Source organism: Bacillus sp. FSL K6-3200 (genome assembly GCF_038630485.1).
GTDB classification, from domain to species: Bacteria; Bacillota; Bacilli; order Bacillales; family Bacillaceae; genus Bacillus; species Bacillus safensis.
Map to the genome: position 1 here is coordinate 3,600,519 of NZ_CP152032.1, position 15,153 is coordinate 3,615,671.

The 15,153-nt window shown below is 39.6% G+C and carries 14 protein-coding genes; 3 read left to right on the top strand and 11 right to left on the bottom strand.

Annotation, left to right across the window (positions count from 1 at the left end; translation table 11 throughout):
* Nucleotides 1–6: 6 nt before the first annotated feature.
* On the bottom strand, nucleotides 7–1,041 hold the full coding sequence (locus tag MHI60_RS18460) for a hypothetical protein (protein WP_144485238.1): 1,035 nt from the start codon (nucleotides 1,039–1,041) through the stop codon (nucleotides 7–9).
* Between the two features lie 5 nt (nucleotides 1,042–1,046).
* The gene (locus MHI60_RS18465) at nucleotides 1,047–2,276 is read right to left on the bottom strand and encodes a methionine adenosyltransferase (RefSeq protein WP_048239769.1); all 1,230 of its coding nucleotides are present in this window, start codon (nucleotides 2,274–2,276) and stop codon (nucleotides 1,047–1,049) included.
* 109 nt (nucleotides 2,277–2,385) lie between these two features.
* Between MHI60_RS18465 and MHI60_RS18470 the strand changes: the two genes are divergently transcribed.
* Nucleotides 2,386–3,468: a serine hydrolase domain-containing protein gene (locus tag MHI60_RS18470; protein WP_186437327.1), complete on the top strand. Its 1,083-nt coding sequence runs from the start codon at nucleotides 2,386–2,388 to the stop codon at nucleotides 3,466–3,468.
* Here MHI60_RS18470 and MHI60_RS18475 read toward each other — a convergent pair.
* From MHI60_RS18475 to MHI60_RS18490, 4 genes are read right to left on the bottom strand one after another with little or no spacing between them, the layout of a single operon-like run.
* The gene (locus MHI60_RS18475) at nucleotides 3,465–4,634 is read right to left on the bottom strand and encodes a hypothetical protein (protein ID WP_095408516.1); all 1,170 of its coding nucleotides are present in this window, start codon (nucleotides 4,632–4,634) and stop codon (nucleotides 3,465–3,467) included. The genes MHI60_RS18470 and MHI60_RS18475 overlap by 4 nt on opposite strands.
* Before the next feature lie 23 nt (nucleotides 4,635–4,657).
* Nucleotides 4,658–5,803 carry a nucleotidyltransferase family protein gene (locus tag MHI60_RS18480; protein WP_144485236.1) on the bottom strand — a complete coding sequence of 382 codons (1,146 nt, stop codon included), beginning with the start codon at nucleotides 5,801–5,803 and terminating at the stop codon, nucleotides 4,658–4,660.
* A gap of 6 nt (nucleotides 5,804–5,809) precedes the next feature.
* Complete coding sequence (locus MHI60_RS18485) at nucleotides 5,810–6,364, bottom strand: CYTH domain-containing protein (RefSeq protein WP_186437326.1); 555 nt, start codon at nucleotides 6,362–6,364, stop codon at nucleotides 5,810–5,812.
* Nucleotides 6,365–6,407: 43 nt separating this feature from the next.
* Nucleotides 6,408–7,421, bottom strand: coding sequence for a hypothetical protein (locus MHI60_RS18490; protein WP_095408513.1), 1,014 nt, complete (start codon nucleotides 7,419–7,421; stop codon nucleotides 6,408–6,410).
* Nucleotides 7,422–7,522: 101 nt separating this feature from the next.
* On the opposite strand from MHI60_RS18490, the gene MHI60_RS18495 reads away from it, so the two are divergent.
* Nucleotides 7,523–7,774: an acyl carrier protein gene (locus tag MHI60_RS18495; RefSeq protein WP_186318636.1), complete on the top strand. Its 252-nt coding sequence runs from the start codon at nucleotides 7,523–7,525 to the stop codon at nucleotides 7,772–7,774.
* On the opposite strand, the gene MHI60_RS18500 is transcribed toward MHI60_RS18495, so the two are convergent.
* The 3 genes from MHI60_RS18500 to MHI60_RS18510 all read right to left on the bottom strand — a co-directional run bounded on the left by MHI60_RS18500 (nucleotide 7,771) and on the right by MHI60_RS18510 (nucleotide 12,349).
* Nucleotides 7,771–9,489 (bottom strand): ABC transporter ATP-binding protein, encoded by a 1,719-nt coding sequence (locus MHI60_RS18500; protein WP_144485230.1) that lies wholly within the window; start codon nucleotides 9,487–9,489, stop codon nucleotides 7,771–7,773. The genes MHI60_RS18495 and MHI60_RS18500 overlap by 4 nt on opposite strands.
* A complete protein-coding gene (locus MHI60_RS18505; RefSeq protein WP_186437325.1) occupies nucleotides 9,486–11,255 on the bottom strand; it encodes an ABC transporter ATP-binding protein in 1,770 nt (589 codons plus the stop codon). Before MHI60_RS18505 ends, MHI60_RS18500 begins: the two co-directional genes overlap by 4 nt.
* 173 nt (nucleotides 11,256–11,428) lie before the next feature.
* Nucleotides 11,429–12,349 (bottom strand): aminoglycoside phosphotransferase family protein, encoded by a 921-nt coding sequence (locus MHI60_RS18510; RefSeq protein WP_263640204.1) that lies wholly within the window; start codon nucleotides 12,347–12,349, stop codon nucleotides 11,429–11,431.
* A gap of 169 nt (nucleotides 12,350–12,518) precedes the next feature.
* Here MHI60_RS18510 and MHI60_RS18515 point away from each other — a divergent pair, with 169 nt between their 5' ends.
* The gene (locus MHI60_RS18515) at nucleotides 12,519–12,782 is read left to right on the top strand and encodes an acyl carrier protein (RefSeq protein ID WP_048654556.1); all 264 of its coding nucleotides are present in this window, start codon (nucleotides 12,519–12,521) and stop codon (nucleotides 12,780–12,782) included.
* 50 nt (nucleotides 12,783–12,832) lie between these two features.
* On the opposite strand, the gene MHI60_RS18520 is transcribed toward MHI60_RS18515, so the two are convergent.
* Together MHI60_RS18520 and MHI60_RS18525 are read right to left on the bottom strand one after the other, a co-directional pair.
* Nucleotides 12,833–14,065 (bottom strand): pitrilysin family protein, encoded by a 1,233-nt coding sequence (locus MHI60_RS18520; RefSeq protein WP_095408509.1) that lies wholly within the window; start codon nucleotides 14,063–14,065, stop codon nucleotides 12,833–12,835.
* A gap of 33 nt (nucleotides 14,066–14,098) precedes the next feature.
* Nucleotides 14,099–15,052 carry a polysaccharide deacetylase family protein gene (locus MHI60_RS18525; RefSeq protein ID WP_144485226.1) on the bottom strand — a complete coding sequence of 318 codons (954 nt, stop codon included), beginning with the start codon at nucleotides 15,050–15,052 and terminating at the stop codon, nucleotides 14,099–14,101.
* Between the last annotated feature and the right edge of the window lie 101 nt (nucleotides 15,053–15,153).

A 15,153-nucleotide genomic window follows, 5' to 3' on the forward strand; every position in this document is an offset into this window, starting at 1 on the left:
CCTCCGTTACAGAACACATTGATACTTTTGAATGTCGTTTCTCACTTTTACTAGCAGATCAAGTGCTTCATCCCAATTTAGGTTTTCTGTTAATTCAAATACGGGCGTTTCGCTTGAATGAATGGATACATCTTTACATAATAGATCTAATGCTTCCGCCGAAAAGCCATTTTCCTTTAACAGCTGTCCAAAAAGTGTATGCGCGGGAGTCAGTCTTGTATCAGGTGTACTAAAATAGTGAATCATTCCCGCCATTGCTTCTACAGGACCCGGTGACAGGTGAATGCCATTAAATCGAGTACACACGTTAGATAAACCAAACCGTTTTTGCTCCGACAGCAGCATGTGTTTAAAAGAACCCGCTTTAGCCTCTTTAGGGTCCGTTGCACCGATGAAATCTTCTCTCAACATCCTCATTGGCTGCTTTAAAAAACATTCAATGACGATAATAGACTTTGCAGGTGCAGTGAACCACTCGATTTGGCAAGGGTGGAATGAATTGAGCAGAAGCATTTTTTCTCCATCCACCTCGGCCTCTATGGCGTATGTGCCCGCACCCAGCTTGTCAACCTTGACGTTTCGGGTTAAAAGCTCTAAACCATACGGTGTGAGCTCTTTGTACTTTTGTAAAAATTGATGGCCTCCATATATGAAATGTTCCTTCTTTTGAAACTCTGGGTATTTCAAAGCGAGCATCTTTTTTGCTGCATCTGACACTTCACTCAGACCGTTTTTAGAAATTTTATTTAGCATCCCATATTGGTTTTCAATTATTTTCTTTTCTTTCAAATATAAGGATGATATAACGCGAACGGCTCCTATTTCTACATCACGATCATCTAATCGGTGGAGAAGTTCATCTAGTATTAGATCAAGCTGTACACCTTTATTGATGCTTGTTAATTCAGGCTTTAGCATCAACAGAAGATGGTGCTGGTTCAATTGTTGTTGTTTTCCAATTTCATATGGATGAATGGTCACTGCCAAAGGTTCTTTTGTATGAATACATGCATGAACGGCATCAATGACTCTTTTTTTCATCCTTTTTACCACATTGTCACGCCTTTAAAAATTAAATCTGTTGTCACATCGCCCATTGAATGAACCGCATTCATGACGAGGTCTTCAATTCTTTTTCTATCCACTTCATTTCCATCCCACTGCTGAATACGAACGGAAATTTCATCCGGGTTGTGGAGCGGTGCCTCTTTTGAAGTAAAGATATGCACTTCTGTTGGCTTTTGAATGGTCTCAAAAATTTGATCTGCCAGCCGTTGTGCGAGCACTCCATATAATTTCCCTGTATGATCAAGCGGATTTTTCCCAGCCGGCGCTTCTATACTCATAGACCGCATTGGGGTGATCAGTCCATTTAATCGATTTCCTCTTCCAACAACTCCTACATCGCCGGTATCTGCTACAGAACCTAGTGCTGTTAAGTACGGACGCCCATTGCGATCTGTAGCGTTCAGCATGAGGTCAGGCGTGAGGCCTAACGTTTCATGAATATAGCGAGCGATTTGATCTTGGCATTCTTTTTTGCGGGCAAAATACTCCTCAAGACTATGAATATCTTTAGCTAAAAATGGCATGTTCACAATGAGTTTAAAATCTTCATGACGTCTGCTTCCAAATATTTTTACATCCCAGCCGGTATCTGGATTGACTTTTTTAAATTCTGGGCCATTCACATAACGCTCTGTATAAAGAACCAGTTTCTCAAGACGGCTTAATGGCGCATGAGCATGCAGTAAGTTACAGTCGTTTGACACAAGCTTTGGATCACCGATTTCAATCATGTCCGTTTCAACCATCGGACGATATCGTGAATTTTTGCGGCCTGCCCCCTGATGATCAACGATTCGGCAGTCAATGACGAGATGTTCTTCAGGATCAAATCCTGTTGTCACCTCTGATAACACATCCTTTGCCGCATCGAAAAGAATCTTTTTAAGAGGAATGGGCTCATCGCCGTATGCGTATGCGCCTTTTCCAGCAAACACAACTTGATACGGTTTGACCATTGTCCCTTTCCCATACGAAACATCAGCATCTCCGCCAAGAAGCATGACTTTGTCAAACCAGTGGTGTGCCACTCTGCCGAAATGCTCCATGCAATATTGAGAATAGTATTGAGAAGCCCTTTCTGCTATAGCGTCACACATCGTATCTGGATGTCCTACACCTTTACGTTCCACAAGCTCATATGGAATTTGTTCTATATCTTGGCCATCACCTTTTAAAATATCAAGAATGGTTTTTTGAATGGTTTTCATTATCTATCGCCCGCTCTCTTTTAAAATATAAAAATATTAATCATTCATCTTAAAACAACATGAAACATTTGGTAATATATATATATTCTGTATGAAAGAGGTGTCTATTTTGATCAATGAATCAATCGTGCAGCGTCTGCAAAATACAACCACCGATATAAGGAAATTATTAGAACAACATCAAATCCCCGGCTGTTCCATTTGTATTTCTCATGAAGATGAGCACATTTGGTCGTGGCATGAGGGCCTCGCTGATATTGAAAGCGGCACCCCTGTTACAAAAGACACAACCTTTCGAATTGGTTCTGTGACTAAGCCTTTTACTGCAATGGTTATGATGAAATTGCGAGAGGAAGGATCTATTCAACTCGATGCACCCATTCATACTTACGAACCACTACTTTCTTTCATAAAAAGTCACTTGTCTGAACCAATTCCACTCACTTTCCGAATGATTGCCTCTCATATCTCAGGCCTGCCCAAAGCACTCGACAAAGCCGATCATTTACGAGATATGACTCTAGCTCAGTGTATTGAAATACTCACTATTTTCACACCGCCTTGGTCTATCATCAATTATTCTAGTCTTGGCTACTCTATATTAAGTAAAGTGCTAGAAAAGGTGAGTCATCAGCCATATAGAGAATTAGTTCACACCCATATACTAAAACCGCTCGATTTGAAGCAAACTGGATTTATTGAAACAGCATCCACAGCCAAAGGGTATACAGTTTCTTCCTCAGGCCTGTCCGGCGTATCCTATCCAAGTACTGAAACACCATCTTGGGAGGATGGTTCAAGCGGACTAATCTCCACAGCAGATGATCTGATTCAATTCATTCAAGCTCAATACGGTGCAAACAGCCTGCTTCATCAGCATTCACTAAAAGAAATGCAAAGCCCCGTTATGGTTGAAGAAGATTTCAGCAGAGGTGTTGGTCTTTCATGGTTTTTGAGACCTTTTAACGGATTCACCTTAGCTGAACATAGCGGAGAAATTAAAGGGTTCACCTCCTATATTGGATTCATTCCAAAGAGAAAATTAGGTGTTTGCATTCTATTGAACTCTGACGAAAGGCTCGCACGGCCAATTGCCGAAATGCTCTTTCAAATTTTGCTGCCAGCAGATCACGAGCAAATGAAAAAACGTGAAGACCGGCTCAAACGAATGTTTAGACAATCGTCTCTTTAAATCGAACTGACTTTTTTGTTTAACAGATCTGGAATGGCTTCTTGCAGGTGACGCGGATCACCCTCTAAATAAAAGCATGGCATGTTAAACAAGTGATGGATAAGCTCAGATGCCTTTTGCTCCAGAAAGGTATCTGACACATGCCGAAGTCCGAGCCAGCCTTTTAAATAGTCGGGATCTTCTGGTTCTCTTATATTTGCTGCCATAATGTCTTTTGCTCTTTGATCATCTTTTTTTACCGGCACAAGCCTAATCTCACCAGAACCTATTTTGAGTGATGGAAAAATCACCATATCTACTTTCGTAGAGCTTCTAATCGTTGTTCCTGTCATTTCAGCAGCTTCTTTTGGTGTAATTTCAAACTTACAGCCGCTCGCCCATTTTTCTTTTGCCTCTTCCTCTGTTGATATGGTTTCATCCCATATTCTTTTATCTTGAGACCGGCTGAATTTTTTGTTTTTCAGTTCCTGTATATTTGTTGTGGCTTGAACAGTTCCTACTCCAAGCGCCAAGCACATCGGCCATCCATACACAGTAAGTTCCTGATCTTCAAGCACTGAAATGGAACGATCGTTTGTGATAAAATCTGCTCCTCCATGATGCAAAAACTGCCACATAGTAGTTGACTTCCCGGCACCTTTATCGCCGATAATGAGCGCTCCTTTTTGGCCATCTTCAAAAGAGACAGCTGCAGCATGTGTAAAACATCCACCTTGATTTTCTAATGTTCTAAGGGCAATTTCTCGAACGATTCGCAGTGGACAGCGTATCGCAGACTCATTATTGTTTTTTCCAATCACAGCATAACGCCCTTTATTGACCGCCACACTGTGCGGCTCGTCACCTTCATGTGAGGCAAATAATACTTGATCATCTAATTTTAATCGTTTGTAGGTAAACTTCCTTTTTGCTGTAATGGTTTCACCCTTTTGAAAGCAAGCACTGCGAACAGACTGTTCAAGCTCCGGATCAATGATAAAACGTATTTCAATCTGTGAAGGGATATCTCCCTCGCTGCGATCCAATTCTTTTGGGATATAATGTTCAATATCTTCAATCGCCAGCAATTCCATTGATAGAATATGAAAATGAATACCTGCAAACACAAATGATTTTTCATAAGGAAAATCGTTCTTCGGCTTTTCAAAAAGCGCTTTTATATCCATATCGAATCCTCCTCTTCAATTTGCTATTGCCTTTCAGGAAATAGCTGTATCGCTGGCTCCTCTTCAAGCTCATCGCGATTATCCAAGCTGAAAAAACGTTCCATAAAGGATTTTTTCCATATTTTCAAAGAACCGAAATCATTCTCTCCATAGGCTTCTAAAAATGATTGGTCACTCATGTCTAGCTGCTTCAATTGGTCAATATAGTTCGTTTGATACAATAAATCTAAAAACGTAAACGTGTAAAAAAGTGCTTTCTCGGCCCCTAATTTCTTCGCTCTTTCTTGCAAAGCATGCCAATCAAGCTGATTTTGCTCTTCGGCAAACATGACGTACTCCCTTACATCACAAAACTTAATCAAATTAAGATCTGCATGTAAGTAGACATACTGTACGTTTGTTGCCTCCTTATATAGATGAAAGGCAAGATGGATAAGAAAATCTAACGGCTGAAGCAAATAGACATCTGTTTGAAAAAAGGATTTTTCTTCAGCAGCATCCAGCAAAGCATTTGTTGCTTCGTAGTTTTTTTTCAGCTCAACATCATAAGAGAAATCGACTCGGTGTACCTTTAAAAAATCTTCTCCGCTTCGTTTAATATGTGAATAAAGATTCCCGGCATTCATTCTCCACATCATTTCTTCTTCTCTTTCAATCGGTATTTCCTGATCGGCTGCCCAGTCATATTTCCCGATGATAAACCCTTCCTTCTTGAGCAATGAAGAGGCACTCTTCCGGTCATCTGGATGAATTAAGAAATCAAGGTCTGACATCATTCGCAGTCCATAATCTTTGTACACAAGCGGGGTTAAAATGGCACCTTTAAGGGGGACCGCTTTCAGCTTTGCATTTCGGAATGTTTGTAAAAGACGCTTGAATTCTTTGAATCTCTCCACATTTTTTTGCCGATTCCCTATATAGTGATAGTGAAGCAAAAATTTGTATGTTGTCGTCATGCTTTTTTCATCATCAAGACGAATCAAATGAGGCGTCATCAGCTGAAGCACCTTATGTCTTGATGCCAGGCCAATTAATTTAGGCATATCGATGCCATCTTTCAATAGAGCTCTAATAGACTCTTCTTCTTGTTCATTTAATTGAATACGTGAGCTAAGTAATAACAGCCTCTGCTCGTTTGAGAGAGTGGATTGATCCAAAACAGCCCGCATGTTTGACTACTCCTTCCCGTAAAACGATTGAAATCTAGTGATAAAACGAGAGCGCTTCCCTTTTCGATTGTCTGGCATGTCCAAATCATCAGTTAGTGTATGAAACAATTGATCTGCCTCATATGCTTTTTCACTGTCATATTCAATTTCCAGTTCATAATCTGTGATGCCCAGATAGCTGCTTTGATCCAAATCGACTTTGAGGCCTTTCTCAATGTAAAAGGTTGTTCGTTCAGTGACCAATAGTCCTAACAATTCTGGCTGTTGAGTGATTGTAATCGGTAAAGACGTCATGATGTTCTGTACATCTAGTTTTCGCGGTAACTCCTCAATAGGTAATGACGTTTCTTCTCTTACTCTTTTATAGCCAGACGTTTGACTGGGGCGTTTGATTTCAAGTGTTAGTTTGCCGCTGATTTGACGGATACGTACGGTATAACCAAATTGTTTTAATAAAAAATCTGGTGTGTCGTAATAGTAATTGAAATTAAGTACATAAGAAAGGGTATGACTTTGAATGAACATGTCATATATGTGCTGAAAATCTGCTTGTGACAACAAATATTTGTACTCCTGCTCAACCATAACTCACCTCCAAAAAGTCTTACACGACAATGTCGGATTGTTCAATAAGCTCTTGAATGAGGGCAGTGCCTTTCTCTAAAGAAGTAAATGCCTGCTTTAATGAGTAACAAGGCACCTTTTCCGCTAGTGCGTTAAGAAATGGCTCTAGCCCTTCGGGTGTTGGCAATGTGAAATACGGTAATAAGAATTCATTATGTCTTCCAGGATTAATGACTGCATGCTGCTTCAAACGTTCCGCTGCTTCCTCTGGAGTCATTTTCGAAAGTTCTGCACCAGTTTGCCCGTGAGGTAAAAATTCAGGAAACACAATCACATCGATTTTCCCCATTGTTTTGACTTCACGTGAAAACCATTTTTCTAACTCCTCTGGATATACAAAATGATAGCTTTTATCATCCTCGTTAAATGGATGACTCGATGTTTGGAGTCTGTATGGGGTACCAAGCTTTTCAATGGCTTCAAACGAATCTTTCCGAATACTCATAGATCTCGGCCAGCCAGTTCCTGTGTACTCGGAGTTCGTATATGAAACACCGATATCATCGTTGGTGATATACTGGGCATCGGTTAATGATAATAAGGATAAAATGGTGGACGTTTTCCCTGCCCTTGATCCGCCTACTAGGGCAATTCCCTTTTGATTCATCTCCATCATGCCCCCATGCAAATAGATGAGTCCATCCTGATAACACAAAAGGCGAAGCAAAACTCTTATTAACCGAAGCGCATGCTGGGCTGTCCATCTGACATCTTTTGGTTCATCTATCACTATGACTTTTTTCTCTCCGTCATACAGGTAACGGCAGCGGGGCTCCATCTTCGTTTCGTAAAAGACTTCTTTAAGCGGTATTTCTTTTTGAATTTCTTGTGCATATTCACTGGTTAAAATCGTCCAAACGTCACCTTTATGTTTTTCTGTTATTTTGCTGCAATCAATATAGGGATGCACTTTACTTATAACTAAATTCTGAACTGATTCATCTGCACCTAATACGACCCGAACATCATTTTTTTGATAGCTTACATATGACAATGGATGCCACCCCTTATGATAGATTTATAAAAACAATTGCATTTTTTTCCTACATCAACCAAAATGTAACATATATCAATCTCTTAGAAAGGAGCCGCGGCATGAATGAATTGACAATAACTGAAGTTGAAGAAAAAATTGTCCAGCTTGTCATGAATAAGTTGTCTCTCAATGAGCAGCCAGGCCGGGATGATAGTTTAAAAGCTTTAGGATTAAATTCTGTCCAAATCGTCTCTTTTGTTATTTCATTAGAGGACACCTTTCATATTGCCTTTGAAGACGAAGAATTACATCCCGATCACTTCCGCACCTTAGATCGACTCTTCACTTTGGTTAAAAACAAACTGACTTAAGACGCTGTAATCACCTGGGCCATAAATAAAGAGCGGTAATGCGAGGAGGCTTCCATCAGCTCCTCATGAGTACCGCAGCTTTGAACAGCACCGCCTTCAAGTACATAGATCATATCTGCATTTTGTATGGTCGATAATCTGTGTGCAATAACAAGCAAGGTTCCGCCCCCTTTGGCATCGTCTATCCCTTGTTGAACCTTCCTTTCTGTCTGCCGATCTAGCGCGGAGGTCGCCTCATCTAATATAAGTAAATCAGCCTGTTTTAAAAGTGCTCTGGCGATAGCTAATCGCTGTCTTTGTCCTCCTGAGAGGGAAATCCCTCTCTCTCCAATGACTGTGTCAAAACCTTTTTCAAGCCCTTTAATGAAGGAAAGAATTTGTGCAACTTCACAAGCCTGTTCAAGTTGTTCCTCGGTCACATCATTTAATCCCATGATTAAATTCAGGCGTATAGTGTCTGGGAAAAAATAGGGCTCTTGCGGGACAACGGCTATTCGCTTTAATAAATGAGATGGCTTTATCTCTGATAGATCAACCCCATTCACTAAAATTCCCCCGCTATCTGGCTGGTAAAGTCCAAGTGTAAGCTTTGAGATTGTCGATTTCCCGCTGCCGCTCGCTCCAACAATCGCCACTTTCCTTCCCTTTGGAATATGAAGATTCAAGCCGTCTAAAGCGCCTTTAGATGTTTGTTCATAAGAAAAGCAAACATTTTCAAACACCACGTCTTCTACAGCATCTATTCGTTTTGTTCCTTTTTCTTCGTTTTCCATTTGCAGTACTTCTGCGATTCGATGAACAGATGCACGCTGCTGGAAAAATTCAAATACATACTGGAATAACTCTTGATAACTCTTCATTAATTGAGATGCGTATTGGTAAATGACGACAAATAAACCGATGGACATGCTTCCTGCTGCTACTTGATATGTGCCAAACACTAGAACTGATAGGATCCCAAACCATTTCAATGGCTCTGTTAAAAAAAGAAGCTTGTTTTGAAACTTTCCTTCCTTCATGACACGATCCATCATTTTGTTAAATAGCTTTTCATACAAACCGATTTCCCACTTGCGTCGATTAAATGCGACAACTTCCCTTGTAGAAGAAATTCCTTCTTCCACATGCACGAATAGTTCTGATTTTCTCTCCTGCACATCTTTTGCTATGTTTGTTGCCGTTTTCGCCATTTTTTTACCGACTATGAAATAACAAGCGCTTGCAAAAAGAAGCAAGAAAAATAAGACAGAACTCACAGATAGTAAAATGATAGATAAAACAATGGCCATAAAAATCGTTTGTACAATTTTCGGTATATGTAAAGCAGCCGTAACAGCAACTGTCTTTACATCTTGATTCAGCTTGTGTAAATAAAAACTAACAGGGTGAGTTTTATATGATCTCATGGATACTTGCTGAAGCTGATCTAACATCATTTTCTGCAATGAATGGTGGATGGTCAGATAGTTTTTATGCATCACATATGGGCTGGCAACAAACATCACAACATATACAAAAAATATAATGGCAAACAGCATCAAGATTTGGGAGAAATGCTGACTGATACCACTATTAAAAAGAACATCATCAATGAGCCACTTTTGCAGTCCTATCATGGCTAAATTAGCTGCTGCTTCAATCAAAACGAGTAAAAGAGCAAGGATGAGCATCCATTTTTGCCTTGTGATCAAAAGAAACAGCCAATTTTTTCTCATGTTACACCTGCCTCCTTTTCTGAGCGGTCAGACGCTAATTGGTAAAAATGCCCCTTTTTCCTCATCAATTCATTAAATTGTCCAGCCTCTAACACACAACCATCTTCTATCAAAATAATTCTGTCAAAATGTTTGACCGTTGATAAACGATGCGCAACTGCAATGACAGTAGATTCCTTAAATGTTTGGTGTAATGCCTGCTGGACTTTTTGCTCACTGACATTATCAAGAGATGCTGTGGCTTCGTCGAGTAATACAACACTTGGATTCTTAGCAAATAGCCTGGCAATCGCTATTTTTTGTTTTTGCCCGCCGGAAAGTTTTAATCCCCTTTCCCCGAGTATGGTGTCGTATCCATCTTCTAATTCTTTTATAAATGAATCACAGTCTGCTTTTTTTGCGGCTTCAATGATCTGTTGATCTGAAAGACTTGTATCTCCAAAACGAATATTGTCCTTTACACTCATGTTAAATAAGAACGTTTCTTGAAAAACAAATCCCATCGCATCTCTTATTTGACTAGTAGGTAAACGGCGCAAATCGACTCCATTCATTGTAATCACCCCTGATGAGGGATCATAAAAACGTCCAATTAGCTTAAGAAGCGATGTTTTTCCTCCGCCGCTCGTACCGACCAGCGCTACTTTTTCCCCCTGCCGAATATGTAGATTCATCCCTTTTAATAAAGGAGGATGATTTGGATAATGAAAATCGACGTCATGAAAGACGATATCGCCTTCTACACGATCAAGGTGCACCGGCTGCTGAGGCTCTTTAATATCAGGTGTTTTTTTCATAAAATGATATAAAGGTTCAATTTGAAAGGTTAATATCCGTTGTTCTGTTAAAAGTGTGACAATGGAAGTAAGCATATGCATCGCTGAAAAATAATATAGTATATATGCCACAAAACCACCTGTCGTTAGCTGTCCAGTCTTTACAAGGTGGACACCGATAACAAAAGTGGCAAGAGCACCAATATAATAAGTCAACCTGCGGTTGCTTCCTCGTAAATAGGCGAAAAAAACATTTTTTTCATGATCTTGGCGCACTTTTTCATGTAATGTTTGAATCCGTTCCATATCCCATTTCATATAGCCTAAAATTCTAAGCTCTTCCATCGAAGCAAGACTTTCGTATAATTTTGTTTGCAGCGTGCGAAAACCTTCCGCACTTTGTCTACCGTAGACCGTTGCCTTTTTTTCAAGCCATGGTCCGAAGACATAGTAGAGTATAAAACTTGGAATGATGATTAGTGTGAGAAAAATAGAAATGTTTATCATAAAGTAAAGTGAGATGGCGATAAATAATATCTGATTGATAAATTGTGGGAAGTATCGTCTGTAAATTTCTTGTACAGCTCGTGTCTGTGTGTTAACAAAGGAGAGTGTTTCACTAACAGAATGTTGTTCGTAGTATGAGAAACCAAGTTGACGAATTTGCTGGAAGGCAGCAAATTGTGAATCTCTTGAGGCTTGTTCAATCAATTTTCTTTGCCATAAATTTCGTGCGGCTGTCAGTATAATACCAAGTACAATTAAGCAAGTCAGTCCTAACAATAAACCATTCATTTTTGAAAAGTCTTTTGCTGGCAAAATGGACTCAATAAAATATTGAATAAATTTCGGTATTATGAGCTCGCTCAAGGTAATAACGAAACCACTCATAATAACTAGAATCACTTTACCTGTATAAGGCTTTAAGAATGAGAGTGTCCATAAATAAACACGCCATAACTGCTTTGAACCCTTGTCGATTTGTTTCAATCCATCACCAGCCTTTTGCTCTTTTTCAACAAAAAACGGAATTTTTTTACATCTTTTTCGATCCTTGTTTGGATTATATAAAATGTTTTTAGTCATGACAATGTGTAATTTGTATCATTATAACAAAAAAGACAGTGACTTCCATCACTGCCTAATCGTCCTATATTTCACTGTTATCTAGTGATACGCGCATACCACTCAGGCTCTATTTGATTAAAATAATCATGATCTTTTAGCACATTTTCTAGTCTTTCAATCATCTCATCCATTTGACCCGGATCGAATTTAATGACCCACATAATCGATGAAAAGATACTCATTGCGACATAAACAGAGTAAAGCAGCCAAAAGTCATCTGGAATGTTCCCATCAAAATATCCATTGATTTGACCAGCCGAAAAGGCTTCACTAGTTTCTCTGCTGAAAAGAGCTACTTTATAAAAATCGTGAATGGGATCTCCCCAATCAAAATTGTTAAAATCTATAACACCTGCATATTTATTATTGTTTACAATAATGTTCCCTAAATGAAAATCATCGTGCTGAAATTGATTAGGCCTGCCTTTCACAATATCTATGTGCTTTGCTATAAACTGAGCCACTTTTTCATCCCCTTCAAGGGAGATACCGCTTTCCCGATAAGCCGTTAAATATCGATGATGCTTTTTCATGACACGATCTTCCCAAGATTCGATGTGTGAAGGTGCCGGATATTTATGCATATTTCGTAAATCCTGACCTGCACTTACCCCGAGAGCATACTGCTTTTCTTCAGTTAACTGACTCATGATTTCTTTTGCTTCCTGGCCTTCTATAAACGATAAAATATAGTACACTTGCTGTTTTGCTTCTAGAACACCGATGTCCACTGAATCAGCACACTGAACACCGTGACGCCTTAATTCATATAGCAGCTCAAACTGCGTCTTTATTTTGTCATACTGGTCTTGATCTGTGAATCGAAGGACATATTTTTCACCTGATACCGTAGTCATGACCCATTTTTCATCCCGAGAATACCCTTTATCGATCTGGTCTATGCTGACTGCTTCTTTTAATAAGGGAATGTGCTGCATAAGGTCTGTTTTATTCATGGATTGATTCATCCTTCCAGTCTCTTTTCTTCTCACTCTACCAAATATTTCATTTGAATAGAATGATCAACAATTCCTATTTATGTCGAAACTGCTTTACAATGTTTTTCCATTCTAATATAGTTAATTTATGTAAATGATAGAAAATTTGTAAAAGGGAGCGTTGCAGATGAAAGAAACGACGGATGTCCTTTCACTTTCAAGTCAAGTAAAAGATTTGGTTCTGCGTTCTTTGGATGATAGCAGCAAGGTTTCTATTGGTGCAGATGAAGAATTAACAAATCACGGTCTCGATTCGATTAAAGCAGTTTCACTCATTTTGGAATTAGAAGAGGTTTTTGATATTCAATTTGCAGATGAGGAATTACTGACAGAGCACTTTTCGACAATCAATAAAATTGTTCATCAGCTGCAAAACAAGTTAGCTGATTAATCTTTTTGCATGAAAAAAAGGCATCTCTTTAAAAGACATGCCTTTTTTGTTTAAGCAGAAGGTACATCACCCGTCGGACTAATAAGCGAGAGCGCATAATCTTCTGTAAATATGCGTTTAGATAAGTTATTCACGCCGTCTAATGTGACGTTGTTGATTTCGTCAATAATTTCATCGAGTGTCCGATGTTTACCAAGGAGCAGTTCATTTTTACCGTTTCGGCTCATCTTGCTGTTTGTGCTTTCAAGGCTGAGCATGAGGTTGCCTTTCATTTGCTCCTTAGAGTTCTCTAGTTCTTTCTGCGTGATTCCCTCACGCTTTAAGACGTCTAATGTTTGTAAGATGGTCTCAGAAAGCAGGTTAAGCTGCTTCGCTCCAGTTCCGCCATAAATCGTCAGCATTCCATTGTCTGCAAATGAACTGTGATAACTGAAGACAGAATAAGCAAGTCCTTTGTCCTCTCTTACATCTTGGAATAACCGGCTGCTCATGCTTCCGCCAAGAACATTATTTAAGACGATTAAGTCATAGATGCCCTTATCTCCAGCTGGAAGGCCATTAAAGCCCAGGCAGAGGTGCGCTTGTTCCGTTTCCTTTTTGCGTGTGAGCTTGTCATAATGAAATGCTGGAGCTTCTACAGGCTGCTTTTTCCCTTTTCCTTCATAAGAGCCAAATAGCTTTTCAACCTCACGAATAAAGGTCTCATCTACATTCCCTGCAACTGAGATCACGACGCGGTCCGGGGTATAGAATTCATCCATATATTTTCTAAGTGAGTCTCCGTTAAAGGTTGAGAGTGTTTCCTCTGTTCCTAAAATCGGATATCCTAATGAATGATCACCATAAATGGCTTTGCTTAATAAATCATGAACGATGTCATCAGGTGTATCCTCATACATTTTAATTTCTTCGTACACCACATTTTTTTCTTTTTTCAGCTCTTCTTCATCAAAAGCTGAGTGAAAGAACATGTCGCTTAATACATCGAGGGCGTAGCCAGCATGTGAATCAAGCACCTTTGCATAGTAGCAAGTGTATTCTTTTGATGTAAAGGCATTCACTTGACCACCAATGCGGTCAAAGGATTCTGCGATATCACGTGCAGATCTTGTCTTTGTCCCTTTAAAGAACATATGCTCTAAAAAGTGTGAGATCCCATTAATTTCAGGTGTCTCATGTCTAGAGCCTGTTCCAATCCAGACGCCAATTGCGACAGACCTTACAGTGGGATTGTTTTCGAGTACAATTCTTACTCCGTTTTGGCAAGTATACGTTTTGACCAAGTTTTGCTCCTCCTATTCAACAAACAGATCGCATCACGGATGTCTTTTTTCACTTAGGAGGTCAGAAACCGTCCCTAATTCATATCCTCTTTCCTTGATTTGAGTGATAAGTGCGTCAAGACTTTTCGCCGTTGCATCTGTTGGATGCATTAATATCATCGCCCCATTGTGAATTTTCCCAAGCACCCGCTTTTGTAAAATAGCTGGGGATGGTTTTTGCCAGTCGATCGTGTCTACTGTCCACATAATGGTTTCCATGCCTTCTTGTTTGGCAAGCTTGACTGTTTCATCTTTAAAGCTGCCGCTTGGAGGCGCAAACCATTTTGGTTTCTTCCCAAGGGATTCTTCAATTTGGCGATTTGTTTTCGTTATCTGCTCTAATGCTCGTTCTCTTGTCAGTGTGCGCATATCTGGGTGATTGTATGAATGATTTCCAATTTCATGACCATCTGCCACGATTTTTTTAGCAAGCTCTGTGCTTTTTTTCACCCATTTGCCCTCTAAGAAAAAGGTCGCCTTGACTTGATGCTTTTCGAGCGTCTTTAACATGTTGATTAAATGCTCGTCACCCCAAGCCACATTGATCAAGAATGCGTTCATTTTTTTATCTGGATGCCCTTTATAAATGGGCTCAGCACCAAGCTCATGTAAATGAGTAGATGGCTTTGTTTCTTTCAACACAAGCAGCTTTTCATCGAATGTTCCTTGTTTCTTCATTTTTTCGTAAGAAGCATCGATATCGACTGTCTGTCCATTTAAGCCAGGTATCTTTTTCCACACTTTATCAATCTTAGCATTTTGCGCCTTTACTTCATAGTCAGAAGACTTCGATTCAATCTCCTGATATAAAATATCTTTTGAAACAGATGCAGCCTCGGCATGCTCTTTCATTGATTCAATATATGTAACAGCAGCCGGCTGCTTCATCGTTTGATATGACACGAGCAGTAAAAATACAAACACAATGAATGGTAACGTTTTTTTCAATGGTTGTCCCTCCCCTTTACCACAAATTATGATGGGGAGAAACAAGCTAGAACTATTGTTAGCGCAAGAAAAGAAAGAAGCCTGGCACGGATACCTGGCTT